15 protein-coding genes and 3 pseudogenes are annotated in these 25,438 nt (G+C 68.7%); 13 read left to right on the top strand and 5 right to left on the bottom strand.

Features of this window, described 5'->3' with window-relative positions; genetic code table 11:
• Window positions 1–60 precede the first annotated feature (60 nt).
• Window positions 61–852: an amidohydrolase family protein gene (locus tag G4Z16_RS31870; RefSeq protein ID WP_246531181.1), complete on the top strand. Its 792-nt coding sequence runs from the start codon at window positions 61–63 to the stop codon at window positions 850–852.
• A 550-nt stretch (window positions 853–1,402) separates the two neighbouring features.
• On the opposite strand, the gene G4Z16_RS31875 is transcribed toward G4Z16_RS31870, so the two are convergent.
• A complete protein-coding gene (locus G4Z16_RS31875; RefSeq protein WP_343070948.1) occupies window positions 1,403–2,281 on the bottom strand; it encodes an MBL fold metallo-hydrolase in 879 nt (292 codons plus the stop codon).
• A gap of 122 nt (window positions 2,282–2,403) precedes the next feature.
• On the opposite strand from G4Z16_RS31875, the gene G4Z16_RS31880 reads away from it, so the two are divergent.
• The 4 genes from G4Z16_RS31880 to G4Z16_RS31895 all read left to right on the top strand — a co-directional run bounded on the left by G4Z16_RS31880 (window position 2,404) and on the right by G4Z16_RS31895 (window position 6,005).
• Complete coding sequence (locus G4Z16_RS31880; RefSeq protein ID WP_197354023.1) at window positions 2,404–2,745, top strand: hypothetical protein; 342 nt, start codon at window positions 2,404–2,406, stop codon at window positions 2,743–2,745.
• 77 nt (window positions 2,746–2,822) lie between these two features.
• Complete coding sequence (locus G4Z16_RS31885; protein WP_246531182.1) at window positions 2,823–3,302, top strand: Lrp/AsnC family transcriptional regulator; 480 nt, start codon at window positions 2,823–2,825, stop codon at window positions 3,300–3,302.
• 185 nt (window positions 3,303–3,487) lie between these two features.
• Window positions 3,488–4,219, top strand: coding sequence for an SDR family oxidoreductase (locus G4Z16_RS31890; protein WP_197354025.1), 732 nt, complete (start codon window positions 3,488–3,490; stop codon window positions 4,217–4,219).
• A gap of 676 nt (window positions 4,220–4,895) precedes the next feature.
• Window positions 4,896–6,005: a serine hydrolase domain-containing protein gene (locus tag G4Z16_RS31895; RefSeq protein ID WP_197354026.1), complete on the top strand. Its 1,110-nt coding sequence runs from the start codon at window positions 4,896–4,898 to the stop codon at window positions 6,003–6,005.
• A 96-nt stretch (window positions 6,006–6,101) separates the two neighbouring features.
• Here G4Z16_RS31895 and G4Z16_RS31900 read toward each other — a convergent pair whose 3' ends face one another.
• The gene (locus G4Z16_RS31900; protein WP_197354027.1) at window positions 6,102–6,698 is read right to left on the bottom strand and encodes an LmrA/YxaF family transcription factor; all 597 of its coding nucleotides are present in this window, start codon (window positions 6,696–6,698) and stop codon (window positions 6,102–6,104) included.
• 171 nt (window positions 6,699–6,869) lie between these two features.
• Between G4Z16_RS31900 and G4Z16_RS31905 the strand changes: the two genes are divergently transcribed.
• On the top strand, window positions 6,870–7,817 hold the full coding sequence (locus G4Z16_RS31905; protein ID WP_197354028.1) for an NAD(P)-dependent oxidoreductase: 948 nt from the start codon (window positions 6,870–6,872) through the stop codon (window positions 7,815–7,817).
• A gap of 79 nt (window positions 7,818–7,896) precedes the next feature.
• Here G4Z16_RS31905 and G4Z16_RS31910 read toward each other — a convergent pair whose 3' ends face one another.
• Window positions 7,897–8,643: a TetR/AcrR family transcriptional regulator gene (locus G4Z16_RS31910; protein WP_197354029.1), complete on the bottom strand. Its 747-nt coding sequence runs from the start codon at window positions 8,641–8,643 to the stop codon at window positions 7,897–7,899.
• Window positions 8,644–8,707: 64 nt separating this feature from the next.
• Between G4Z16_RS31910 and G4Z16_RS31915 the strand changes: the two genes are divergently transcribed.
• The 3 genes from G4Z16_RS31915 to G4Z16_RS31925 all read left to right on the top strand — a co-directional run bounded on the left by G4Z16_RS31915 (window position 8,708) and on the right by G4Z16_RS31925 (window position 11,862).
• Window positions 8,708–9,904 (top strand): acyl-CoA dehydrogenase family protein, encoded by a 1,197-nt coding sequence (locus G4Z16_RS31915; protein ID WP_197354030.1) that lies wholly within the window; start codon window positions 8,708–8,710, stop codon window positions 9,902–9,904.
• 411 nt (window positions 9,905–10,315) lie between these two features.
• Window positions 10,316–10,963 carry a carboxymuconolactone decarboxylase family protein gene (locus G4Z16_RS31920; RefSeq protein WP_246531183.1) on the top strand — a complete coding sequence of 216 codons (648 nt, stop codon included), beginning with the start codon at window positions 10,316–10,318 and terminating at the stop codon, window positions 10,961–10,963.
• Window positions 10,960–11,862, top strand: a complete 903-nt coding sequence (locus G4Z16_RS31925) for an isocitrate lyase/PEP mutase family protein (protein ID WP_197354031.1) — start codon at window positions 10,960–10,962, stop codon at window positions 11,860–11,862. The genes G4Z16_RS31920 and G4Z16_RS31925 overlap by 4 nt, the downstream gene beginning before the upstream one ends.
• Before the next feature lie 274 nt (window positions 11,863–12,136).
• Here the strand turns inward: G4Z16_RS31925 and G4Z16_RS31930 are convergent, their stop codons facing one another.
• Both G4Z16_RS31930 and G4Z16_RS31935 read right to left on the bottom strand, forming a co-directional pair.
• Window positions 12,137–12,469 (bottom strand): hypothetical protein, encoded by a 333-nt coding sequence (locus G4Z16_RS31930; protein ID WP_197354032.1) that lies wholly within the window; start codon window positions 12,467–12,469, stop codon window positions 12,137–12,139.
• 52 nt (window positions 12,470–12,521) lie between these two features.
• Entirely contained in the window at window positions 12,522–13,472 is a 951-nt protein-coding gene (locus G4Z16_RS31935) for a protein kinase family protein (protein WP_216865983.1), read from the bottom strand.
• Between the two features lie 1,306 nt (window positions 13,473–14,778).
• Between G4Z16_RS31935 and G4Z16_RS33390 the strand changes: the two are divergent.
• From G4Z16_RS33390 to G4Z16_RS32855, 4 genes and pseudogenes are all read left to right on the top strand, one after another.
• Window positions 14,779–15,036: pseudogene (locus tag G4Z16_RS33390) on the top strand (Ig-like domain-containing protein); the annotation flags it as partial.
• A gap of 99 nt (window positions 15,037–15,135) precedes the next feature.
• A pseudogene (locus G4Z16_RS33395) lies at window positions 15,136–15,927 on the top strand (Ig-like domain-containing protein); the annotation flags it as partial.
• 159 nt (window positions 15,928–16,086) lie between these two features.
• Window positions 16,087–16,236 (top strand): annotated as a pseudogene (locus G4Z16_RS32850) (hypothetical protein); the annotation flags it as partial.
• A 54-nt stretch (window positions 16,237–16,290) separates the two neighbouring features.
• The gene (locus tag G4Z16_RS32855; RefSeq protein ID WP_246531409.1) at window positions 16,291–25,401 is read left to right on the top strand and encodes an Ig-like domain-containing protein; all 9,111 of its coding nucleotides are present in this window, start codon (window positions 16,291–16,293) and stop codon (window positions 25,399–25,401) included.
• Window positions 25,402–25,438: the final 37 nt, after the last annotated feature.

Genomic DNA, 25,438 nt, shown 5'->3' on the forward strand with positions numbered 1-25,438 from the left:
CGGTAGGAGCGACCACGTGAGGAGAGAGGCAGGAAGCCTGTGCCGGTCATCGACGCATGGATGCAGCATCCGACACTCCGTCACTCCAACCACGAGATGTTCGAGTCGTTGCGCCGGTGGACGGGACTGGAGTTGCTGGAGGAGCCGTTGCCGGTCCGGGCGACGGTTGCTGCGATGGCTGCGGCGGATGTCGAGATCGCGCTGTCCTCGGCCTGGTACGGCCCGCAGGGGCCGCTGATCAGCAACGACGAGGTGGCCGACTTCGTCTCCCAGTCCGACGGACTGCTGAGGGGTGTGGCCGGCGTGGACCTCACCCGACCGGTCAAGGCTGTGCGAGAACTGCGCCGGGCGGTGGAGGAACTGGGCTTCGTGGCCCTGCGGATCGTGCCCTGGCTGTGGCAGTTCCCACCCACGGACCGGCTCTACTACCCCCTGTACTCCGCCTGCGTCGAACTCGGCATCCCCTTCTGCACCCAGGTCGGTCACACCGGCCCGCTGCGACCGTCCGAGACCGGCCGCCCCATCCCGTACATCGACCAGGTTGCGCTCGACTTCCCCGAACTGACCATCGTGTGCGGTCACATCGGCTACCCGTGGACCACGGAGATGATCGCCGTGGCCGACAAGCATGCCAACGTCTACATCGACACCAGCGCCTACACCACCCGCCGCTACCCGCGTGAGCTGGTCGACTACCTGCGCGGGCGAGGCCGCAGAAAGGTCCTGTTCGGCACGAACTACCCGATGATCACTCCTGGTCGGGCGCTGGAGCACCTCGGTGAACTGGGCCTGGACGAGGAGACCGCAGGACTGTTCCTGTCCGGCAACGCACGACGGATCTTCGCCCTCTGACCGCACCCTCGCTCAGGGCGGGGCTGTTCTCGGCTGTGCCGGTGGCGGGTTGCTCTTCTGCGGGGTCGTTTCCGGGGTCGGTGGGAGTCGGGCCGGTTGGGGAGGGGCATTGACCGGCGGTGGGACCGCCCGGGTGATCGGGTCGGCGGAGTTCCTCGTCTCCAGGGGCGGCGTGAGGGGTGAGGGATGAAGCCGCGGTGGAGTGAGGGGTGGTGGGGATCGGCCGGGGCCGCGGCTAGGAGCCGCCGTCCGTGGGGGAGCGGTTGGTGGGCGTGGCGGGTCGTTTTGTCTGGGCGCCGGGCTGGTCCTTCTGGCCGGGTGTGTGGGTCGTTCACGCAGCGGCGGTCCGCAGACCGTCCCGTCCCGCAGACCGTTCCCGTTCCGTCTCGTCCCGTCTCTCGCGGACCGCACCGCTGACCGCGTGGGCCGGGCCTGGCCTGCTGCTCCGGTCTGCTGCTCGGGTCTGCCTCGCCCGGCCCGGACCTCACCTGACCTCACCTCACGTCATGTCACCGGTTTGTGTCCGGGTGGGGTCGGTGGTGTGGGGGAGTCAGACGGTGAGGGTGAGGGCGTCGTGTGCGACGTCCCATGTGCTCAGGTCTGCCTCCAGCGCGGTGGGGGAGAGGCGGGTGAGGAGGAGGTGTCGGGTTTCCAGCCGGTGGCGGTGGGTCTGCAGTGTGGTGAGGTCCATGTGCCAGCGCACGGGGTGGTGGGCGTAGCCCTCGCAGAGGAACAGGTCGGTGCCTTGGGCGGCGTCGAGGAGGGCGTCGGTCCATTCGGTGTCGCCGGAGTAGGCGATACATGAGCCGCTTTCGGCGTTTTTGACGCGGAGTGCATAGGAGGGTGCTCCGGCGGCGTGGCGCACTTCGAAGGGGAGGGCGGTGAACCGGTGCGTCGCCCAGGCGGTGCGTTCGCGGTGTTCGACGACGCGCACTACGAAGCGGCGCTTTACTTCCGTGGAGCCGGGGAAGCTCGCTTCCATCGCCTCATTCAGACGCCGCTCCGTCCCCGGAGGGCCGACCACCGTCAGATCGATTGTGCGGCGGCGGAACTGTCCGTCCAGGATCAGGAAGACGATGCCGCCGAAGTGGTCTGCGTGGAGGTGGGTGACCAGCACCGTCTCGATGGCGTTCAGGTCGAACCCTTTTTTGTTTGAGTGCGACGGCGCTGGTGGCGCCGCAGTCGATGAGGGTGTGGGAGGCGGCTTGGGGATCGGCGGGTCCGAGGGCGATGCAGGTCTGGAAGCGTCCGCCGGATCCGAAGGCGTCGCCGCTGCCCACGACCGTGACCCGCATGTTCTCCGGCCCCCTTTTTTCTCTGTGCCGCTGCGCGTGTCCTGCCGGCTGTCCGGCCGGCTGTCCGGCGGGCTGTCCGGCCGGCTGGGAGTTGTGGTCGAGGAGGGTGGCCGGCCGTCGTGGGGCGTGCTGATTGTTGCGCCGAAGCAGCCACCTGATCAAGGGTGCGGCCGGCCGTTCGCCCGGGGGTGCGCTCTGCGATGCGTGGGTGAGGAAGATCCGGGTGCCGTCGTGGGGCGGTTCTTGGAGGAGGTAGGTGCCGTGGGCAGGCGATGCGGCGGCCAGCGGCGCCGGTGTTGCGCTCGGTGATCCGCAACGGGCGCTGCGCCGCGACCGCTTCGATGTCGATGTCTTCGCTGCGGCCGGCGACGACGGCTTTCACGCGGGCGGTGGCGCCGATGCCGCGGGCGGGGCCGGAGCACTGCCACTGGCGCAGCATGTGGTCGGTGAAATCCTCGTGTGCCGCGAGGAGGTCGGGGTGGTCGTGACCTCTTTGCGTGCCTGGGACACGTCGAGGTGTACCACGACCGGTCGCACAGGCCTCTGCGGAGCATTCGGGTCAGCGGATTGCTTCACCATGACAGCTCGGCGACGATGACCGCACCATCACCACCCACCCCGCAGAGCAACCTGCCCAGCAGGGCGGTTCCGGCCGGGACAGCGAGGTCAAGGACAGTGACAGGCCAGGAGCCCCTCGACGCCCTCGACGCGGAGCTGCTGCTCGCGCTCACCGACGAGCCCCGCGCTCCGGTGGCCGCGCTGGCCCAGCGCCTCGGGCTCTCCCGGAACACCGTCCAGGCCAGACTCGGGAAGCTGCGGCGCCGTAGCGTCCTGCGTTCTTTCGAACGGCGTATCGATCCGGCGGCTCTGGGTTATCCGCTCTCGGCCGTCATCACCACCCGCGTGAGGCAGCGCAGGCTCGAGGAGGTCGCCGACGCCCTTGCCCGCATCCCCGAAGTCGTCGAGGTGGACGGCCTCAGCGGGGATACGGATCTGCTGGTCCGCGTCGTGGCCACGGATGCGGACGACCTCTACCGCATCGCCGGCCGGGTCCTGGCCGCCCCGGGGGTGGAGCGTACGAGCACCGCTTTGGTGATGCGGGAACTCGTCCGCCACCGCCTCACTCCGCTGCTGCGGCGCTCCGCAGGCGATTGAGCGGTCCTGCAGGACGCGGTGCGCGCTCCTGCCGGGCCGTGCTGGCGGGTGTGCTGGCACGTGAATGCCGTGCCGGCTGGTCGGGCTGCTTCCCTCCCTTCGGCCTCAGCGCGTGCACTGCGGGTGTCTTCGTGGCTCCATGAGGTCAGAGTGGCTGGGCGCGTCGTCGGGAGGAAGGGCAGCGGATGAGGATCGCAGTCATCGGCGGAACGGGACTGATCGGATCGCAGGTCGTGGAGAGGCTGAAGCGTGCCGGGCACGAAGCCGTCCCGCACTCCCTCTCCACGGGCGTGGACGTCATCGAGGGCGCGGGTGTGGCGGAAGCCGTCACAGGGGCGGAGGTGGTGGTGAACCTGACGAACTCCCCGACCTTCGACGACGCCTCGCCGGGCTTCTTCCGGACCTCGATGGACAACCTCCTCGCCGCGAGCCGGGAGGCAGGCGTTGGGCACGTCGTCATCCTCTCCATCGTCGGAGCGGACCAGGTCCCGGAGTTGGACTACTTCCGGGCGAAGGTGCTCCAGGAAGACCTCCTCAAGGCCGGGGGGATCCCGTACTCGATCGTCCGCGCGACGCAGTTCATGGAATTCATCGACGCGATCCTCTCCTGGACCACCGAGGGGAAGACCACCCGCCTGCCCCGCACGCGGCTGCAGCCCATCGCCGCCGTAGACGTCGCCGCCACCGTCGCCGATGTCGCCGCCGGGAAACCCCTGGACGGCGTCCTCGACGTCGCCGGCCCGGACGCCTACCCCCTCGACGAACTCGGCCGCATCACCCTGGCCGCGAAGGGCGACGGGCACGGTGTCGTCACCGACGACACCGCGGGGATGTTCGCCGCCGTGCACGACGGTGTCCTCACCGCCCCTGAGGACGCGCGTATCGCCCCCACCCACTACAGCGACTGGCTCTCCTGAACCCGCCCGCGGCCCGGGCGGTGCTGCGCCCCGCTGGGGGTGCGCCGGAGGGGTGGCGGGGCCCCGCCTGGTCTGCCGGTCCGCCTGGTCCGCCGGTCTGCCTGTCTGCCGGTCTGCGGGTCGGTCTCTCTGCCCGCTGCGCGTGGCTGCTGGTCTGCCGTCCTGTCCGTCTGCTTGCCGGTTGCGGCGGTGGTGGGGCCGGCCCGGGGTCTGTGGGGCCCCGGGCCGGCTTCCCGTGGGGGACTTCAGGTGGTCATGCGGGTCATCCAGATGACGCTCACCAGCACGGTGAGGGGGATGGAGATCATGACCAGTAGTGGGAGTGCGCCGGCGGTGTTGACGCAGTCCCAGAACCTCTGCGCTCCCCTCCGCCCGTCCGCCCTGTATCACCGCGGATGCTGCGGGCCATGTATCTGTCGTTGCGCAAGTCGTTCGATGCTCCACGCGCCGGCCACGTTTGCCCAGCGAATCAGACGCCTATGCGAGGCGACTACCTGATGCAGCCCTTGGGCTCTGGCAAGGGCAGTTGGTCGGGGCCTTCCGAGGCGTTGAAGGGGGCCGCGGGCCGTCGCTCGCTTGATAGGTGCGGGATGACCAGCAGTGGAGGGCTGGCACCTCATTCGCCGGAAGGTAATTGGGTTGCCGCCCGTCACGCCGATGCGGGCTAATGCGGACCATGGCTGACATTCAGGGCTCGTACGACGACCTGTTCACCGCGGTGCCCACTGCGCTCGGCGCGTTGCTGGACGGCGGGGACGTGGGTGGGTCGGTGGCGGTGTTCGTGGGCGGGGAGCCCGTCGTGGATGTGTGGGGCGGGTTCGCCGACGCGGAGCGCACCGTGCCGTGGGAGCGGGACACGATCGTCAACGTCTGGTCCGTCACCAAGACGATGACCGCATTGTGCGCACTGATCCTGGCGGACCGGGGCGAGCTCGACCTGGACGCGCCGGTGGCGCGGTACTGGCCGGAGTTCGCCGCGGCCGGCAAGGAGAAGGTCCTTGTCCGGCACCTGCTCTCGCACACCGCGGGGCTGCCGGACTGGGAGGGGACCGTCGAGGAGCTCTACGACTGGCCGTCCGCCACGGCGCGGCTCGTCGCGCAGGCCCCGCAGTGGGAGCCGGGCAGTGCGGCCGGATATCACTCGCTCACCCAGGGCTTCCTGGTGGGCGAGGTGGTCTGGCGGGTCAGCGGGCGGAGCGTGGGTGAGTTCTTCGCAGACGAGGTGGCCGGGGTGCTGGGGGCGGACTTTCATATCGGGCTGGCAGCCGAGCACGATCCGCGCGTGGCGCTCGCCGTCCCGCCGCCGGGCCGGGATGCGGAGTACCGGGCCGGCGCGTCCGGTGGCGACGCCGCCGCTCACGCCGCCGGCACCGCCATCCGCGTTCGCGACGGCAACAGCGTGGCCTGGCGGCGCGCGCAGATCCCCGCGGCGAGCGGCTTCGGTAACGCCCGCTCGGTCGCCCTCGTGCAGTCGGTGTTGGCGTGCGGAGGGGCCGTGTCCGGGGCACCGCTGTTGTCGGCGGCGGGGTGTGAGCGTGCGTGGGAGGAGCAGTTCAGCGGTGATGACCGGGTACTGGGGATGCCGGTGCGCTGGGGTCTGGGCTACGGGCTGTTCGGCAGCACTTTCGGGTGGGGCGGTTGGGGTGGTTCGCTGGTGATGATCGAGCCCGAGGCGGAGATGGTGGTGGCGTACGTGACCAACCAGATGCGCGAACCGGCAGAGGACACCAGGGGGTTGGAGATCGTCATGTCCGCCTACGACGGGCTCAAGGGGCTGCGCGGTTAGCGCAAGTCCGATGAAATCGTCACCGCGCCCACCATCGCGGGGCGACGCTTGATCGACCAGGAAGCGGGGTTCGCCTGGTTGATGCGGCGGCCAGGGTCAGCCGGCTCTGCCTACCGCCCCGTCGAGGAGGGGGCCGAGTTCCTGGGAGACCGTTGTCAGGGCGCGGACGTTTCGCTCGGCCCGGGCGATGAGGATGGCCCCTTCCAGGGCGCCGATCATGAGTGTGGCCAGCGCTCCTGCCCGCTCTGCGGGCACACCCATGTCCGCCAGCGCCTGGGCCACTGACTCGGTCCAGGTGGTGAAAGCGGCGGATGCGGCCTCCCGTGTTGACACGGTGGACTCCGCGCGGTCCACGGTGGCAGCGGCGACGGGACAGCCTCCGGCGAATCCGGTGGTCTGGTACTCGTCGGTCCACTGGCGCACCATTTCGGCGAACAGCTCGCTGGGCTTCGGCTCGGGCAGTGCGGCAAGGAAGCGCGCGACACGATCGCTCGCGTACCGGCCCGCCCAGCCCACCGCCTCGTTGACGAGCTGCTCCTTGCCGCCGGGAAAGTAGTGCTGGAGCGATCCGCGGGGCGCCCGGGCGTGCGCGGCGACATCACGCATCCCCGCTGCCGAGACTCCCTCGCGCCGGATGAGCTGAGCCGCGCTGAAGACCATCCGCTCTCGTGGCCCGCGTTCCGACGTGGTCATCCTCGACCTCCCCCTGCTGCTCAAGAATTTTCGAACCCACTCTATGACTGCCGTCATAGGTCGCACTACTATGACCGCTGTCATGATCTGTGAGCACGGGGACCTCGCGGACCTGTAGGGAAGCAAAGGCGACGGCTCGATCCGGGCGTCGGTCAGAGACGGCGGTGCATCGTGTACGTGGGTTTCATCGGCCTCGGCGTCATGGGACAGCCCATGGCGCTCAACCTCGCCCGGACCGGGACACCGCTCATCGTCTGGAACCGCACCACCACCCGGACCGAAGCCTTGGGCGAAGCGGGAGCCGAAATCGCGGCCCGTCCCGCCGAGGTCTTCGACCGGGCCGGCGTCGTGATCCTCATGCTGGCCGGCGAGACGGCAATCGACGCGGTTCTGGGGCGGCGCACACCGGAGTTCGCCGAACGAGTTGCCGGACGCACCGTGGTCCACATGGGAACGACCTCGCCGGAATTTTCGGCTGCCTTGGAGGGTGACATCCATGCCGCGGGCGGGAAGTACGCCGAAGCGCCGGTCTCGGGCTCCCGAGTCCCCGCCGAACAGGGGCAGTTGGTGGCAATGCTGGCAGGCGACGAAGACGCTGTGGAGACCGTACGGCCCCTGGTCGCCCCCATGTGCCGTGAGACGTTCGACTGCGGCCCCGTCCCGGGTGCCTTGCTGATGAAACTCTCGGTCAATCTGTTCCTGATCACGCAAGTAACAGGCCTGACCGAGGCATTCCACTTCGCCGACCGGCACGGGCTCGACCGACGCCGGTTCCTGGACGTTCTGGAGGCAGGCCCTATGGCCAGCCCCGTCTCCCGCATGAAGGCGCCCAAGCTGCTGAACCGTGACTTCGCCGTTCAGGCGTCGGCCGAGGACGTCCTGATGAACAACCGGCTGATCGCGGAAGCCGCCCGCAAGGCCGACTTGTCCTCCCCTCTCCTGGATGTCTGCCACGCCCTCTTCGACGAGACCGTCGCGGAGGGCCACGGCGGCGAGGACATGGTGGCCGTGCTGCGCGCGCTGGAGGCCCGAACCGACGGCACGCGCCCACACGGCGTCCCGGACAACGGACGTGACGGGACGCCGGTGCCGCCCGTACCGCAGCCAGGCCTGACCTGAGCCGGATCGCGGCGCCGTACTGCACGGCATGACCATCGACTGAAGGCCGCAACGACCGCCCAGCTGGTCTGCTGAGCTCTCACGCGCCATCGGCCTGCTGGCGGGCCGCGGCCGATCCAAGTGCGCCGTTGACGGCCGTCAATTGGGCGGTGGCCTCGCCTTCGGCGACGACCCTTCCGTCGCCGGCGAGGAGTTGCACGCGCATCCGTCCTTCAGTTGGACGGGCCGCAGTGAGTGATGGCTTGGTTGTGGGCGAGCCTGTGAGGCCGGCGACGGCGGCGTTGACGAGATCGTCGGCGTAGTCGTTGAGAGATCCGTGCAACTGCCCGGCGAGCCAGCGCTGGGCGACGGCATGGGCCGGGCCGTTGACGACCGCGATGACGACGACCAGAGGCAGGTCGCGCGCGTCGCCGCTCTCGATGAACGGAGCGAGCCAGTCGCGATAGGCGGAGGCAAGGTCGCGGTTGAGGGCCTGCAGCTCCTCGCCGGCATGCGTGGACCAGTCGAGATGCCCCTGTGCGTAGAGGAACCGAGCGCGTCGGGTGTTGGCCTCGATCCACGACAGCTGTTGGTGGATGACGCCGCTCACTGCCTCGGCCAACGTCGCCGGGCGTTCGGCGAGCACCCTCCAGTAGCGGTCTTGGACGGACTGCATCGCGTCCACGTAGAGGGCGCCGGCGATCGCGTCCTTGGTCGGGAAGTGGTGGAACAGCGCACCGTTCGAGACTCCGCCACGCTCGCGGATACGCGTGATCGTGGTGGCTTCATACCCATCCTCGGTGAAGCACTCGAGCGCTGCATTGAGGATTTGCTCGCGAGTTTCCATAGGCGGTTAGAGTAGCACTCCGGAGTGATACTCTCCTTCGAAACGCGAGCGAAGAGGAGATCCGATGACCGCCGTCTCGACGCAAATCGAACCGTTCGGGCTTGCTCCGGGCCACGCGCAGCTGCAAGCCGATGCCCGCGCGGTGGCCGCGGAATTCGCCCCGCGGGCTCGGGAGGTCCGACAGCACTTGCTCGACCACAGCGAGATGCATCCGGAGTTGTGGGCGGCGTTCTGCGACCGCGGCTGGCCGGGGCTGATACTCCCGGCGGAGTACGGCGGTACGGAGGGCGGTCTGCTCGGTATGACCGTCGTGCTGGAGGCGTTTGCCGAACAGAACATGGTGCTGTGGATGCCGGTGTTGTCGGCCGCGATTGCTTACGCGATCTCCCAAGTCGGCCCCGGCCCCGCCAAGGAGGCATGGCTTGGACGGATCGCCTCCGGTGACTCGCTCTTCGGGATGGCGACCACGGAGCCTCAGGTCGGCCACAACTTGTTCCGTTCGGCGACCGAAGTGCGTCGCGACGGCGACCACTTCGTCGTCAATGGACTCAAGCGGATCGCCTCCGGCCTCGACGTCGCCGAGCGCGTCTTGGTGTTCGGTCGCTCTCCGAAGACCGCGGAGGGTGAGTCGACGGGCTACACCACGGTGCTCCTCGACCCGCACGCCGCGGGGGCGACGATGACCGAGCTGCCGATGCGTCAGCGCGAAGGGGTCAAGCAGTTCCAGCTCGAGCTCAACGACGTGAGGGTGCCCGCGGATGCCCTTGTCGGTGCAGCGGGCCAGGGGCTGCTGGTGATGTGGCCGTTCACACACGTCGAGCGGATCCTCACCGCAGCGCTCTGCATCGGCTCTGCCAGTTACGGCATCACCAAGTCCGTCGAGCGCGCGAAGGAACGCGTCCTGTCAGGCAAGCTGGCAATCGGCGCGGAACAGGCGATCTCGCACCCGTTGGCGGGTCTCCACTCGCGCCTCGAGGCGACTCGCTTGTTCGTCTATCGAGCCGCCGCACGCTTTGACGGGGGCGTCGACGGGTCTGTCGTGGCGGGTGAGTGCAACATGGCCAAGCTGCTGACGGCCGACCTCGCCTACGACGCCGCCGACCATGCGATGCAAGTGATGGGCGCCGAGGCGTGGGACGAGCGCAACGGCTGGCTGGATGCCTTCCTCGACGCACGCCTGGCCCGATCGGGCCCCGTCAGCAACGAGTTCGCCCTCAACTACGTGGCCCTCCACGTCCTGGGGCTCCCGGCGCACAAATGAGGAACCAGCAGGCACGGATCGAACTCGCGCCCAGAAGGTCGCCGGCTATCCCCATGCGAATACCCCATAGGCGGCCAGGCAGGCAGAGGGCCGGTCGCTTCACTGAAGGCGCTCGAGCTTCAGGACCGTGCACGTCGCCGTACGGCTGCTGCAGTGCCCGGAAGCCGAAGGCCCATTGCGAAGTTCCCACAGGATCCGAAGAGTCCAGCGCCGGCCCAGTAGATCGAACGCGGCCATGATCGGTCGTCCGGTCAGCGCCTCGCGCATGGACCTGCCGGGAAGGGGAGCGTCTTCAGCTGGCACGGGCCTATCGCTCATCCTCAAAGCTCCCCGATCTGAGGTGTTGTGCCACGGGAAGCGCAGCGGCATGCTGGGTGCTACACAAAACGTAGCATTGCCAAGGAGGTTGAAGTGCCCGAGCCCCAGCGCCGTGAGTCGCAGACGACCCAGGCCGCGGCAGATGTGACGACGTCATCGTCGATGAGTAGCAAGCCGCGGATGTCACCGGTGGCGCCTCCGTATGACGAGGAGACGGGACGACTGCTGGCCAAGTGGATGCCACCCGGCTCGGATATGGAGCCGTTGCTGCTGTTCCGGCTCCTCGCCTTGCATCGCGGCCTGACCGGCCGCCTGCATCCCATGGCCTCCGGCCTGCTCAACCACGGTGTGCTGCCCCCGCGCGACCGGGAAATCGTGATCAGCCGGATCACCGCACGTGCCGGCGCGGAGTACGAATGGGGTGTTCACGCAGTGGTCTCCGGCCCTGCAGCAGGCCTCGAGCGGGAACTACTCGACGCGTTCGTCACTCAACCTGCTGACGCCGCCGTCTTCGACGCACACACACGGCTGCTGGTCACCGCAGTGGACGAGCTCCACGACCAGGCCACTGTGCGCGCTGCCACATGGCGGGAACTGCAGGTCATCTACGACGACGCCCAGTTGGTGGAGCTGCTTGTGCTCACCGGCTGGTACCGCACCCTGTCCACGGTGATCACTTCCGTTGCTCTGCCGCTCGAGTCGTGGGCCGCACGCTTCCCTGTTACGAGTCTGCCGTCATGACAGAGCCAAAGTGGACGATTCCGCGAGGCGGTCCGGAAGAGGCGCGACGGGCCAGGGCGCGGCATTTCGTCGAGCTGCACCAGCACGGCTGCTTCCTGCTGCCCAACGCATGGGACGTAGGAAGCGCCCGGATGTTGGAGTCGGTCGGGTTCACGGCCCTGGCGACAACGAGTGGGGGCATCGCGTTCTCCTACGGCCGACCGGACCACGATTTCATCTCCGAGCAGTCGACCCCCGGGCGGCTCGACCGCGACCGGATGCTGTGCCGGGTTCGCGAGATCGTCGAAGAGGTGCGGGTGCCGGTAAGCGCCGATCTCGAGGACGGGTACGGAGAGTCGCCCGGCGAAGTGGCGCAGACTGTCGCGCTGACCCTGGAGGCGGGTGCGGCGGGCGGCAACATCGAGGACTTCACCGGTGACCGCACGCGACCGCTGTACGACCGGGAGCTGGCGGTCGAACGGATCCGGGCCGCGCGCGCCGCGGTGGACAAGGTCGGTGAGCCGTTCGTCCTGGTTGGACGGACGGACGCACTGCTGACCCAACGGTCCCTGGCCGAATGCGTCGACCGGGCCAACTCCTACCTTGCGGCCGGGGCCGACTGCGCGTTCGTTCCCGGCGCGGCAGACAGGGAGAGCATCGCCCGGCTCGTCGCCGAGATCGATGGCCCGCTGAACGTGGTGATGGGACTCAGCGGCAGCGAGCTATCCCTGGCCGACCTTGCTGCGCTCGGCGTACGGCGGGTCACCGTCGGCGGCAGCATCGCCCGGGCGATGTACCACCACCTGCGCCGAGCCGCCCGAGAACTCCATGACCTGGGCACGTTCTCCTACGCCGACAACCAGATCCCGCAGTCCGAACTCAATACCGTCTTCGGCCCCCACCCGAGCGAGCTGTACTGATCACGGCGGGTATGTGCAGGTCAGGGCGATGGTGGGCGAGCGTTCCGCGCGGGCCGTGTTTTCCTTGATCCATTCCCCGTTCACCCCCAGAGATTGGCCCTGAGGCACGGTTCGCTCAGGGGCTCGCCCGGAGGCCGTATCGGGGTCGGGGGAAGACGGTCAGGTTGACGGGCTCGGGGAGGGCGTCCGGTGTACGCGCCCCGCCTCGCTCACATTGACAGATGCGAGGTCTGGGAGTTCGGCCAAGGGCACGAGGTCGATGTCCTCTGGGAGTTCAGGGCAATGTGGTGTAGCGACGGGAACATCGGGCCACTCGGTGCAGATCGATGTCGTCGCCGTCGATGAGCAAGTAGAGAACACGGCAACGTTCCATCCCTGCCTGGCATGCCATCAGGTCTTCGAAGTTCGAGGCGCGGAGATTGAAGGACTCCAGGCCGGGGTGTTCTGCGATGGCTTGCCAGTCGGCGATGCCGGGCCCGGTCTCGAGTGGCCTCAGGCCGAGATGTTTGAGGCCGGGCCAGTGGTGGATGTCTGTAAGGCCACGGGCGGTGGGTGGCAGAAACAGGCGTTCCACGTGGCGAGATGTCGTGTTCAGGACGTTGGCCACGAACTCCTCGATCCTGAGCTGGTGCGGGAAAGGGCCGAGTGGTTCAACACAGCTAGGCGTTCGCTCGGCGGAGGCGTTCGGCTGCCTGTGCGCGGACGGCGTCACCAGAGACCAAGGGAGCGTCGTGCAGGGCCTCCCAGCGGGCGTTGTGCGCCGCCGGCCACAAGCTGGCCGCCCACGCAATCTCCTGTTCGTCCACGGTGAATCGGCGTCCGCGGAGATCCTGATAGGCCGCCAGGAACGCGGAAGAGCTCTCGATCGGGGCCAGGGTCGGCGGCGAGGTGCTGGCAAACGCTCCGCACGCCGCACCTACCAGTGCCGCCTCCGGCTGCCACGCCAGGCTGTCCCAGTCGTGTACGGCCCACACGGCCCCGTCGTGCCAGCGAAGGTTTTGTGCTTCGAAGTCTGCGTGGCCCAGTACGCACGGCAGGTCGGCGGTCAGCATCCGCTTACGGGCCCGGTCAGCTGTGTCGACCACGTACGCAGGCACGGCGCTCTGGTCTCGCTCATCGAGGAACTCGATCGTCGGCCATAGCCCGGAATCCTCGTGGTCCCAACGCACCCAGCGCGGGTTCGGCAGCGGCGGGGCAACCGTCACGTCAGCCAATTCGGCCATCAGTTGGGCGAACACGGTCGCGTAGCGCACGGCGACCTCCGGTGTGTCGCCGCCCAGCAGCTCACCGCCGGGCCGAGACTCCTCGGCATGTACGGCCAGCGCACCGACGCCGACCACGGGCGTGAGCGGTCGGGCACATGGAATCCCTCGCTCCGCCAGTCGGGCCTGGGTGGCAACACAAGAAGTGGCCCGGCCGTCGTCCTCCCGCGCCTTCACCACGACGTCCCGTCCATCGGCCAGCCGCAGACCGAACACCATCGAGATCGACCGCAGTTCGAACAGCACGCTGACCGGCTCATTCCCCAACTGGTCCACACACCAGGCCGGCAGCCAGTCCGGCATATCAGACAACGACATGGTGAGGACTGTGCCATGCGCGCTGAACACAGCGGAAGCGATCTGGACATCCCCCCAAGCTGGGCCGTCTTCGCTGGAAGCGAGCAACACCTCTAGCCCGCACTTACGGAGTCAGCCCCACGGAGACCCTCACGAACTGACGTCCGGCGCGGTGCTCGCGGTTCGTACAGCTGGCGCGAGCCCCCTCGAGAGCCAGGCACCTACGCGAGTCACAGTCCCTGACCAAGTTGGTGTGGTGTCGGATACTCGGTCAAAGCTGGCCAACGCTTGGAAGTCGCTTGTTTTGTTGAGTAACATCCATGCCTTGACCTGCAACGATGCGCTTCCCGCGTCCTTGGCTTCAAGGCCTGTGGGACGTATTTGGGATCTGCAACGAGTACGTCTCCTGGCAGGGGAGGGGCGCGCCCCCGGGCACACAGGTCCGGAGGATGTCAGATTCCCGGCGGTTCCGCAGGCCAGAAACGCTATGTGCTGGCGTATCAGCCAGGCTGTCCCACAAATTCCCCACGCCCCACAAGACCGCTTCTCGGGGCGCTTCATCGAGCAGAACAACCGGTTTGGCACAGCTGGATCCCGTCTTGACATGACGAGTTGACGCTGGGGCAGTGTTCGCGGGCTGTGAAGGGCCAGCGGGCGAAGGTTTCGTCCGGTGCCTGCAGGAAGATGTCATGCCGATGCGCCACGACGCCGGTTGCAGGTTCTCGCAGGAGCCAGGCGAGCACGTAGCCGCGGCCAGAGTGGGGACATCCCTGACGGGTGTCGGCGGCCGCGGTGAAGTGCGAAACGCTCATGCGCGGGTTGTGGGAGACCTTGGGGCGTTGGCAGGTGACGATGGCGGCGGAGCACGCACGCGGGTGGATCTGTTCCCCAGCCGGGCCCGATGGTTCAAACCTCGCCGAACACCAGCCGCGTCGTCAGCGCAGTCGTCTCGCACGGCGGCCGCCGCGCAGAAGGATGGCGGTTGGGAACCGGGCGTTCCGGCGAGGCGGTTGGTGATCGAGGGCAGTTTCGAAGCCTGCATGTGCGGGTGACGCGCGGTACGGGGCCTCGGAGGGGGCGCCTCAGGAGCGGCTGCCAAGAACATGCGCTGTTCGAAGTCGAAGTTCACGCCCCCCACGCTCCCGCGCGCTGCTCCATTCAGGGGAATTGCACACTTTGCCCCTGGTGTGCCTTTTCGAAGCGTGAGTTCATCAATGGTATTGGCCGCCGTACCCCGATGCCTCGGTTCAACTGGGGCACCGTCCGAAGACGTGCTCTTGCCTTTGCTCCCAACTCCGTCGCGAGGAGGGGGCGTTGCGCCTGAATCACGGAGACGCGCAGCAGCTTTCGCGGGGTGATGAGGAAACGGCTGGCAGCACGAAAGGGGCGCACCGTGGCATCACCCACCATCACTCAAGTGACCTCCTCGCCTACTTCGTCGGTCTTTGGGCAGGACGTGGTTTTCACTGCCACGGTCACTTCTGTCCAGCCGGGTCAGGGTGTTCCGACGGGGACGGTCACTTTTGTGATCTATGGGAGTGGGGGCGGTAGTTACTCCGTGCCTCTGGATCCGAGTGGGAAGGCGAGCGTCACGGCTACGTCTCTGGGGACGGGTACGCATGCGGTCAGTGCGACCTACAACGGTTCTGATCAGTTCTCGCGTTCGAGCGGTTCGTTCCAGCATGCGGTCGTGAGGGCTTCGACGAGTACGCAGTTGTCTGCGTCGCCCGATCCGTCGCAGGAGGGGGCGCCGGTCACCTTTACGGCAACGGTGACTGCGGTGGCTCCTGGTGCCGGAACGCCTTCTGGGACGGTGCAGTTCATCATTGATGCGCTGCCTCGCAAGTTCGTGCGGTTGGACGCGAGTGGTGTGGCTTCCGTGACGGTGTCGGGGCTCAAGGCGGGGTCGCAGTCGGTGATCGCGATCTATATGGGCGATGGGGATTTCCTGCCTTCCACTGCCAGAGGCACTCATACGGTGACGCCGACGCAGAAGCAGACGAGCACCGTCGTGACGTCCGTCCCTGATCCGTCGGTGTTCGGGCAGCCGGTCTCGTTGAGTGCCACGGTGGCTGCGGTGACGCCGGGTTCGGGGACGCCGACCGGCACGGTCACGTTCACCGTTGATGGCGCCGGCGGGGGCGCGTTCACCGCCCCGCTCAACGCGTCCGGCGTCGCGAGCGTCAGCGTGGGCACGCTCGGCAGCGGGAACCACGGCATCACCGCCACTTACAACGGCGACGCCGCCTTCGCCTCCTCCACCGGCACCGACACCCACACCGTCAACCGGGCCGGGACTCTCACCCAGGTGACTTCCTCGCCTATCTCGTCGGTCTTTGGGCAGGACGTGGTTTTCACTGCCACGGTCACTTCTGTCCAGCCGGGTCAGGGTGTTCCGACGGGGACGGTCACTTTTGTGATCTATGGGAGTGGGGGCGGTAGTTACTCCGTGCCTCTGGATCCGAGTGGGAAGGCGAGCGTCACGGCTACGTCTCTGGGGACGGGTACGCATGCGGTCAGTGCGACCTACAACGGTTCTGATCAGTTCTCGCGTTCGAGCGGTTCGTTCCAGCATGCGGTCGTGAGGGCTTCGACGAGTACGCAGTTGTCTGCGTCGCCCGATCCGTCGCAGGAGGGGGCGCCGGTCACCTTTACGGCAACGGTGGCTGCGGTGGCTCCTGGTGCCGGAACGCCTTCTGGGACGGTGCAGTTCATCATTGATGCGCTTCCCCGCAAGTTCGTGCGGTTGGACGCGAGTGGTGTGGCTTCCGTGACGGTGTCGGGGCTCAAGGCGGGGTCGCAGTCGGTGATCGCGATCTATATGGGCGATGGGGATTTCCTGCCTTCCACTGCCAGAGGCACTCATACGGTGACGCCGACGCAGAAGCAGACGAACACCGTCGTGACGTCCGTCCCTGATCCGTCGGTGTTCGGGCAGCCGGTCTCGTTGAGTGCCACGGTGGCTGCGGTGACGCCGGGTTCGGGGACGCCGACCGGCACGGTCACGTTCACCGTTGATGGCGCCGGCGGGGGCGCGTTCACCGCCCCGCTCAACGCGTCCGGCGTCGCGAGCGTCAGCGTGGGCACGCTCGGCAGCGGGAACCACGGCATCACCGCCACTTACAACGGCGACGCCGCCTTCGCCTCCTCCACCGGCACCGACACCCACACCGTCAACCGGGCGGACACCGCCACGGCAGTGGACTCCTCGCCCGATCCTTCTGTGCCGGGGCAGGAAGTCACTTTCACCGCCACCGTCACCGCGGTTCCACCGGGCGCGGGAGTACCGACGGGCGATGTCGTCTTCACCGTCGACAGCGGCCCCGTACTCACCGGCACGCTGATGAATGGTGTGGCCATCGTCGCCACCAGCGCGCTCTCCGCGGGGCCGCACATCGTCACCGCCGCTTACCAGGGCAGTGCCGACTTCGCCCCCTCCACCGGCACCGGTACCCACACCGTCAACGGCGCTTCGACAACGACGACGGTCACCTCCTCGCCCGATCCGTCCGTCTACGGGCAAGCGGTCTCCTTCACCGCGGTGGTCACTGCGGTGGCTCCGGCGACGGGAGTCCCGACAGGCACGGTCACCTTCGACCTCGGCGGCGACCCGGTCACGGCGGCCCTCGACTCCAACGGTGTGGCGCGCGTCACCAACAGTGGGCTCCACGCTGGGAGTTACACCATCACCGCCACCTATGGCGGCGACAGCGACTTCAATCCGTCCACGGGATCCGACACCCAGACCGTCGACCGGGCGCCGACGACCACTGTTGCTGCCTCCCTTCCCGACCCGTCGGTGTTCGGGCAGGAGGTCGCCTTCACCGCCACCGTCACGGCGCTGCCGCCCGGTGCGGGTACACCGACCGGTTCCGTCACCTTCACCGAGAGCGGTGGCGGCACCGCCATCGTCCCGCTGGACGCGTCCGGCGTCGCCACGCTCACCACGGACGCCCTCACCCCTGGGACCTACAGCGGCACGGCCACTTACAGCGGCGACGCCGACTTCGCCCCCTCCGCGGGCAGCGACACCCACGTCGTGACTCCCGCTGACACGACCACGACGGTCACCTCCTCACCGGACCCCTCGGTGTCCGGGCAGGCGGTCAGTCTCACCGCTGCGGTGGCCGCCGTCGCACCGGGTGCGGGTACTCCGGCCGGCACGGTCACCTTCACCGTCGACGGCACCACCACTCTCACCGGAACGCTCGTCGACGGCCTCGCGACCGTCAGCATCGGCACCCTGACTCCGGGCGTGCACACCGTTGCGGCCACATACGCAGGCACAGGCGATCCCCGCTTCAACGCCTCCACGGGCACTGACACCCTTACGGTCGACCAGGCGGCGACCACCACCTCCGTCGCCTCCACCCCGGATCCGTCGGTCTTCGGGCAGCCGATCACCTTCACCGCCGCGGTCGTGCCGGTCGGGCCGGGTGCCGGAACACCCACCGGCACCGTCACCTTTGCTCTCAGCGGGAGCGGGGGGACGACGACTGTGCCTCTGGACGCCGAAGGCAACGCTCAGCTCACCCTCAACTTCCTGCCGGCGGACACCTATTCGGTCACCGCCACCTACAACGGCGACTCCGACTTCAGCGGCTCGACCGGCAGCGACACCCACACCGTCGACCCCGCGGCCACCACCACGAACGTCACCTCCGCACCCGATCCGTCCGCGGTGGGACAGACCGTCACCGTCACTGCCACGGTCTCGCCGATCCCGCCGGGGGCGGGCACCCCCTCAGGCACGGTCACGTTCACCATCGACGGCGGTGGGGGAGGCACCTTCACCGAGGCCCTCGACGCCACGGGCACCGCCCAACTGGCCATCAGCACGCTCGAATTGGGCTCTCACACCATCACCGCCACCTACGACGGCGACACCGATTTCGTCACCTCTGCCGCGACGGACCCTCACACGGTCGAGGTGGAGCCCTCGAACACGACCACGCTCACGTCCGGTCCCGATCCGTCCGTCTTCGGGCAGCCGGTCACCTTCACCGCGACCGTGACCCCCGCACAGCCCGGGCCCGTACCGACCGGGACCGTCACCTTTACCGTCGCCGGAACCGGCGGAGGCACCTTCAGCCGGCCGCTGGACGCGTCCGGCGCCGCTCAACTCACCCTGGACACCCTGGGTGTCACCACACACGCCGCAACCGCCACCTACGGCGGCGACAGCAACTACTCGGCTTCGACCGGCGCAGACACCCACACCGTCATCCCGGCCGACACGACCACCTCCGTCGCGTCATCGCCCGACCCGACGGTGTTCGGGCAGACGGCCAGCTTCACCGCGACCGTCGCGCCCGTCGCACCAGGCGCCGGAACCCCGACCGGCACGGTCACCTTCACCATCGACGGAACCACCACGCTCACCGGAACCCTCGACGCCAGTGGGACCGCCACCGTCAGCACCAGCGCACTCCCGGCCGGCAATCACGCCGTCGAGGCGACCTACAACGGTGCGGGCGACCCCAGCTTCAACACCTCCTCCGGCACCGGCACCCACACCGTCAACCCTGCCTTGACCACCACCACCGTCAACTCCACGCCCGACCCCTCTGTCTTCGGGCAGCCGGTGACCTTCACCGCGGTCGTGGTCCCGGACGTCCCAGGCGCGGGAGTGCCCACCGGCACGGTCACCTTCGTCCTCGACGGAGCCGGTGTCGTCACGGCGCAGCTCGAAGCCGACGGCACAGCGGCTATGCAGGCCAACTCGCTGACGGTCGGCTCGCATTCGGTGACGGCCACCTACAACGGCGACGGGAACTTCGCGAGTTCGTCGGGCACGGCGACCCATACGGTCGATCCGGCGGCGACCGTCACGGTGGCGACATCGGACCCGGATCCGACGGTGTCCGGTCAAACGGCCTTCTTCTCCGCCGTAGTGGCCACGGTCGCTCCTGGCGCGGGAGTGCCGACCGGGACCGTCACCTTCGTCATCAGCGACGGACCCACGTTGGTGGGAAGCCTCGACACGAACGGTGTCGCCTCGGTCAGCACGAGCGCACTCCCCGCCGGCAGCCACGCCGTCACCGCCACCTACAACGGGGACATCAGCCACTCCCCGTCCGAGGCGACCGAAACCCACACGGTCAACCGTGCTTCGACGACCACGGTGCTTGTCTCCACCCCCGATCCGTCCGTCTTCGGGCAGCAGGTCGCCTTCACCGTCACCGTCACACCCGTCGCCGCCGGAGTGGGCGTGCCCACCGGGACCGTCACCATCTCCGGCAGCGAGGGCGACATCGTCACCTTGCCCCTGGACGCCGATGGCGTCGCGAGGGGTGTCCTCCCCGGCTTCCCCGCCGGGTCGTACGCCGCCACCGCCACCTACGACGGCGACAGCAACTTCGCGCCGTCCACCGGCGCCGACACGCACGTCGTCAACCGTGCTTCGACGAGCACGGTGCTTGTCTCCACTCCCGACCCGTCCGTCTTCGGTCAGGACGTCACCTTCACCGCCGCGGTCACACCCATCGCGCCGGGGGCGGGAGTCCCCACCGGCACCGTCACCATCACGGACAGCGGAGGCGCGTCGGTCACGCTGCCTCTCGACTCCGGCGGTGTCGCCACCGGCATCCTCCCCGCGTTCCCGCCCGGGGCGTACGCCGCCACCGCCACTTACAACGGCGACAGCAACTTCGCGCCCTCCACCGGCGCCGACACCCACACCATCGAACCCGCAGCCACGACCACCACCGTCAACTCCAGCCCTGATCCGACGGTGTTCGGCCAGGCCGCCACCTTCACCGCGACCGTCACGCCTGTACCACCGGGTGCGGGGATCCCGACCGGCACGGTCACCTTCACCGTCGACGGAACGACCACCCTCACCGGAACCCTCGACGGCACCGGCACCGCGACCGTCAGCACCAGCACGCTCCCTGCCGGCAGTCACACGGTCCAGGCCACCTACAGCGGCGACATCGGCCACCTTGCCTCCGGCGGCAGCGACACCCACACCGTCGATCCGGCGGACACCGAAACCGTCGTCAACTCCGGCCCGGATCCGTCGGTCTTCGGGCAACCTGTCACCGTCACGGCGCTGGTGACGACCGTCCCTCCCGGTGACGGAACACCCACTGGCACCGTCACCTTCGCTCTCAGTGGCGGCGGGGGTACGACCACCGTCCCGCTGAACCCCGACGGCAGCGCCCAGCTCAGCCTCAACTTCCTGCCGGCGGACACCTATTCGGTCACCGCCACCTACAACGGCGACGCCGGGCACACCCCGTCGACCGGCACCGACTCGCAGACCGTCCAGGTCGCGACGACGACCGTCACGGTGACCTCCTCACCCGACCCTTCCACGTTCGGCGAGCCCGTCACCGTCAGCGCGACGGTCTCACCGGTCGTCCCCGGAGCGGGGACCCCGACGGGCACGGTCACCTTCACCATCACCGGGACCGGCGGCGGTACCTTCACCGAGGCCCTCGACGCCACCGGCACCGCCCAACTGGCCGTCAGCACGCTCGCCTTGGGCTCCCACACCATCACCGCCACTTACGACGGTGCTCCCGACTACGCCGTTGCCACGGGCACGGACACGCACACCGTCGAGGTGGAGCCGTCCAATACGACCACGCTCACGTCCGGTCCTGATCCGTCCGTCTTCGGGCAGCCGGTCACCTTCACCGCGACCGTGACCCCCGCACAGCCCGGGCCCGTACCGACCGGGACTGTCACGTTCACCATTGCGGGTACCGGCGGAGGCACCTTCACCCAGCCGCTGGACGCGTCCGGCGCCGCCCAACTCACTCTGGACAGCCTGGGTGTCACCACCCACGCCGCAACCGCCACCTACGGCGGTGACACCAACTACTCGGCTTCGTCCGGCGCCGACACGCACACGGTCGACGCCGCGGCCACGACCACGTCCGTGGTCTCATCACCCGATCCGACGGTGTTCGGGCAGACGGCCACCTTCACCGCGACCGTCGCGCCCGTCGCACCGGGTGCCGGAACCCCGGCCGGCATCGTCACCTTCACCATCGACGGCCCCGGCGGAGGCGCGTTCACCGGAACCCTCGACGCCACCGGCACCACGACCATCAGCACCAGCACACTCGCCGTCGGCAGCCACACGGTCCAAGCCGCCTACATCGGGGACGGCAACTACGCCGCCTCGACCGGTGCCGACAGCCACACCGTCGACATCGCCTCGACCACCACCACCGTCAACTCAACGCCCGACCCCTCGGTCTACGGACAGGACGTCACCTTCACGGCCACGGTCGTCCCCGTTGCCCCCGCAACCGCCACACCCGCGGGCACGGTCACCTTCACCATCGACGGCGGTGCCACCACCACCGTCGGAGTGGACCCCGACGGCATCGCTCGCCTCAGCCTCAACTCCCTGGCGGCGGGCGGACATTCGGTGACCGCCACGTACAACGGCGACGCCAACTTCAGTACGTCCACCGGCACCGGCACCCACACCGTCGCACAGGCGCCGACACAGACCACGGTCGTCAGCACCCCGGACCCCACGGTCTTCGGCCAGACCGTCGTCTTCGCCGCAGTGAGTGCCCCGCTCTCACCGGGGGCCGGGCCACCCACCGGCACCGTCACCTTCTCCATCAGCGGTGGCCCCACTCTGACGGCGAGCCTCGACGCGTCCGGCATCGCGGTCGTCAGCCTCAGCACACTCCCCGCCGGCACCTACACGATCACCGCCACCTACAACGGCGACGCCAACTTCAGCACATCCACCGGGACGGACACCCACACGGTCAACCCGGTGGCGACCATGACCGTGCTCGCCTCCACTCCCGACCCGTCCGTCTTCGGTGAGGACGTCACCTTTACCGTCACGGTCACACCCATCGCGCCTGGAGCGGGCGTGCCGACCGGGACCGTCACCGTCACCGACAACAGAGGTGTGTCGGCGACGCTGCCCCTCGACTCTCAGGGCGTCGCCTCGGACATCATCCCGGCCCTCGAGCCCGGGTCGTACGCGGCGACCGCCACCTACAACGGCGACGCCAACCACCTTCCCTCCAGCGGCAGCGACACCCAGGTCGTCAATCGGGCCGCGACCACGACGACGGTGACGTCGACGCCGGATCCCTCTGTGGTCGGGCAGCTGGTCACCTTCACCGCCGTCGTGGCCCCCGTCGCGCCCGGAGCCGGAATCGCCACGGGCACGGTCACCTTCACCGAAAGCGGCGGCGGAACCATCACCGTCCCGCTGGACGCGACCGGCGTCGCCACCTTCACCTCGGACGCCCTCGCCGTGGGGACCTACAGCGAGACCGCTGTCTACAACGGCGACGCCAACTTCGCCCCGTCCTCCGGCGCCGACACCCACACCGTCATCCCGGCCGACACGACCACCTCCGTCGCGTCATCGCCTGACCCGACGGTGTTCGGGCAGACGGCGACCTTCACCGCGACCGTCACCCCGGTGCCGCCGGGTGCCGGAACACCGGCCGGCACGGTCACCTTCACCGTCGACGGAACCACCACCCTCACCGGAACCCTCGACGCCACCGGCACTGCCACCGTCGGCACCAGCGCGCTCCCTGCCGGCAGTCACACCATCGAGGCGACCTACAACGGCGCGGGAGACCCGAGCTTCAACACCTCCACCGGCACCGACACCCACACCGTCAACCCTGCCTTGACCACCACCACCGTCAACTCCGCTCCCGCCCCGTCCGTCTTCGGGCAGCCGGTCACCTTCACCGCGACCGTCACACCAGTCGCACCAGGGGCGGGCACCCCGGCCGGCACCGTCACCTTCGTCCTCAGCGCGAGCGGAGGTACGACCACCGTGCCGCTGAACGCCGACGGCACCGCCCAACTCACGCTCAACTCCCTACCGGCGGACATCTATTCGGTCTCCGTCAGCTACAGCGGCGACTCCGGCTACGAGCCCTCCACCGGCAGTGGCGCACACACTGTCAACCGGGCATCGACCACGACTGCGGTCTCCAGTACTCCGGATCCGTCCGCGCTCGGTGCGCCGGTCACCGTGAGCGCCACCGTCACGCCCGTCGCTCCGGGTGCCGGGACGCCCACAGGCACTGTCACCTTCGCCATCGCCGGGACCGGCGGCGGTACCTTCACCGAGGCCCTCGACGCCACGGGCACCGCCCAACTGGCCATCAGCACGCTCGAATTGGGCTCTCACGCCATCACCGCCACCTACAACGGCGACACCGACAACCTCTCCTCGACCGGCACGGACACCCACAGCGTCGAGGTGGAGCCGTCCAACACGACCACGCTCACGTCCGGTCCTGATCCGTCCGTCTTCGGGCAGCCGGTCACCTTCACCGCGACCGTGATCCCGACCCAAGCCGGGCCCGTACCGACCGGGACCGTCACCTTTACCGTCGCCGGAACCGGCGGAGGCACCTTCAGCCGGCCGCTGGACGCGTCCGGCACTGCTCAACTCACCCTGGACACCCTGGGTGTCGCGACGCACGCCGCCACGGTGGCCTACGGCGGCGACACCAACTACTCGGCTTCGACCGGCGCCGACACCCACACCGTCATCCCGGCCGACACGACCACCTCGGTCGCGTCATCGCCCGACCCGACGGTGTTCGGGCAGACGGCGACCTTTACCGCGACCGTCGCGCCCGTCGCACCAGGCGCCGGAACCCCGACCGGCACGGTCACCTTCACTATCAACGGAACCACCACCCTCACGGGCGCCCTCGACGGCACCGGCACCGCGACTGTCGGCACCAGCGCGCTCCCCGCCGGCGCCCACACCATCGCGGCCACCTACAACGGTGCGGGAGACCCGAGCTTCAACACGTCGACCGGCTCGGACACCCACACAGTCAACCCGGCGGATACGACGACCTCCGTCAACTCCAGCCCCGATCCGACTGTGTTCGGCCAACCGGTGACGTTCACCGCGGTCGTGGTCCCGGACGTCCCAGGCGCGGGAATGCCGACCGGCACGGTCACCTTCACCATTGACGGGGGCGGCACCACCACCGTGCCCGTGGAAATCGACGGCACGGCCCGACTGACCCTCAACTCCCTGCCGACAGGCAGCCATTCGACTACCGGCAGCTACAGCGGCGACGGGAACTTCACGCCGTCCACCGGCGGCGACACCCACACCGTCAATAAGGCGGCGACCACGACCACCCTCAACTCGGCCCCCGACCCGTCCACCTTCGGCCAAACCGTCACCTTCACCGCCACCGTCACCCCGCTGGCCCCGGGTGCCGGAACCCCGACGGGCACCGTCACCTTCAGCATCACCGGAGGCCCCACCCTCACCGGAACCCTTGACGGGACGGGTGTCGCCACGGTCAACGCCGGCACACTCCCCGTCGGCAACTACGCCGCCACAGCGACGTACGCGGGGGACAGCAACTTCACGCCGTCCACCGGGAGCGACGCCCACACCGTCGACCGGGCGCCGACCACGACCACCGTCAACTCCGCCCCCGACCCGTCCACCTACGGGCAGACAGTCACGGTTACCGCCACGGTCGCCGCGAACCTGCCGGAAGCAGGCACCCCTACGGGCACGGTGACGTTCCTCTTCGACGGCACAACGCCGGTCACAGCACCTCTCGTCAACGGCGTCGCCACAACCACCACCAGCGGTCTGAGCGCCGGCCCGCATACGATCACGGCAACCTACGGCGGAGCACTCAACTTCGCCACGTCCAACGGCACGGATACCCAGACCGTCAACCGTGGCTCGACGACCACCACCGTCGTCTCGTCGCCCGACCCCTCTCTTCCCGGCCGAGTCATCACCTTCACCGCCACGGTGTCGCCCACGCCTCCCGCAACGGGAACCCCGACCGGGACCGTCACCTTCACCATCGGAGGCGGCGGCGGAGGCACGTTGACGGCGGCACTGGTCAACGGCGTCGCCACAGTCACCGACAGGGGGCTCGCCATTGGGACGCATGCCATCTCCGCCACGTACAACGGTGACCCCCAACTCAATCCGTCGACCGGCAACGACACCCACACCGTGAGCGCATGAGCGAACAGCTCCGGCGGACAGGGCGTCCGGCGCGCCG

Origin of the sequence: Streptomyces bathyalis (assembly GCF_015910445.1) — a bacterium.
In the GTDB taxonomy this organism is placed as follows: Bacteria; Actinomycetota; Actinomycetes; order Streptomycetales; family Streptomycetaceae; genus Streptomyces; species Streptomyces bathyalis.

What these genes read in the sequence shown, in the direction of transcription:
- G4Z16_RS31870 (WP_246531181.1), top strand. Translation starts at nt 61, where the DNA reads ATGCAGCATCCGACACTCCGTCACTCCAACCACGAGATGTTCGAGTCG.
- G4Z16_RS31890 (WP_197354025.1), top strand. Translation starts at nt 3,488, where the DNA reads ATGAGGATCGCAGTCATCGGCGGAACGGGACTGATCGGATCGCAGGTC.
- G4Z16_RS31895 (WP_197354026.1), top strand. Translation starts at nt 4,896, where the DNA reads ATGGCTGACATTCAGGGCTCGTACGACGACCTGTTCACCGCGGTGCCC.
- G4Z16_RS31900 (WP_197354027.1), bottom strand. Translation starts at nt 6,698, where the DNA reads ATGACCACGTCGGAACGCGGGCCACGAGAGCGGATGGTCTTCAGCGCG.
- G4Z16_RS31910 (WP_197354029.1), bottom strand. Translation starts at nt 8,643, where the DNA reads ATGGAAACTCGCGAGCAAATCCTCAATGCAGCGCTCGAGTGCTTCACC.
- G4Z16_RS31915 (WP_197354030.1), top strand. Translation starts at nt 8,708, where the DNA reads ATGACCGCCGTCTCGACGCAAATCGAACCGTTCGGGCTTGCTCCGGGC.
- G4Z16_RS31925 (WP_197354031.1), top strand. Translation starts at nt 10,960, where the DNA reads ATGACAGAGCCAAAGTGGACGATTCCGCGAGGCGGTCCGGAAGAGGCG.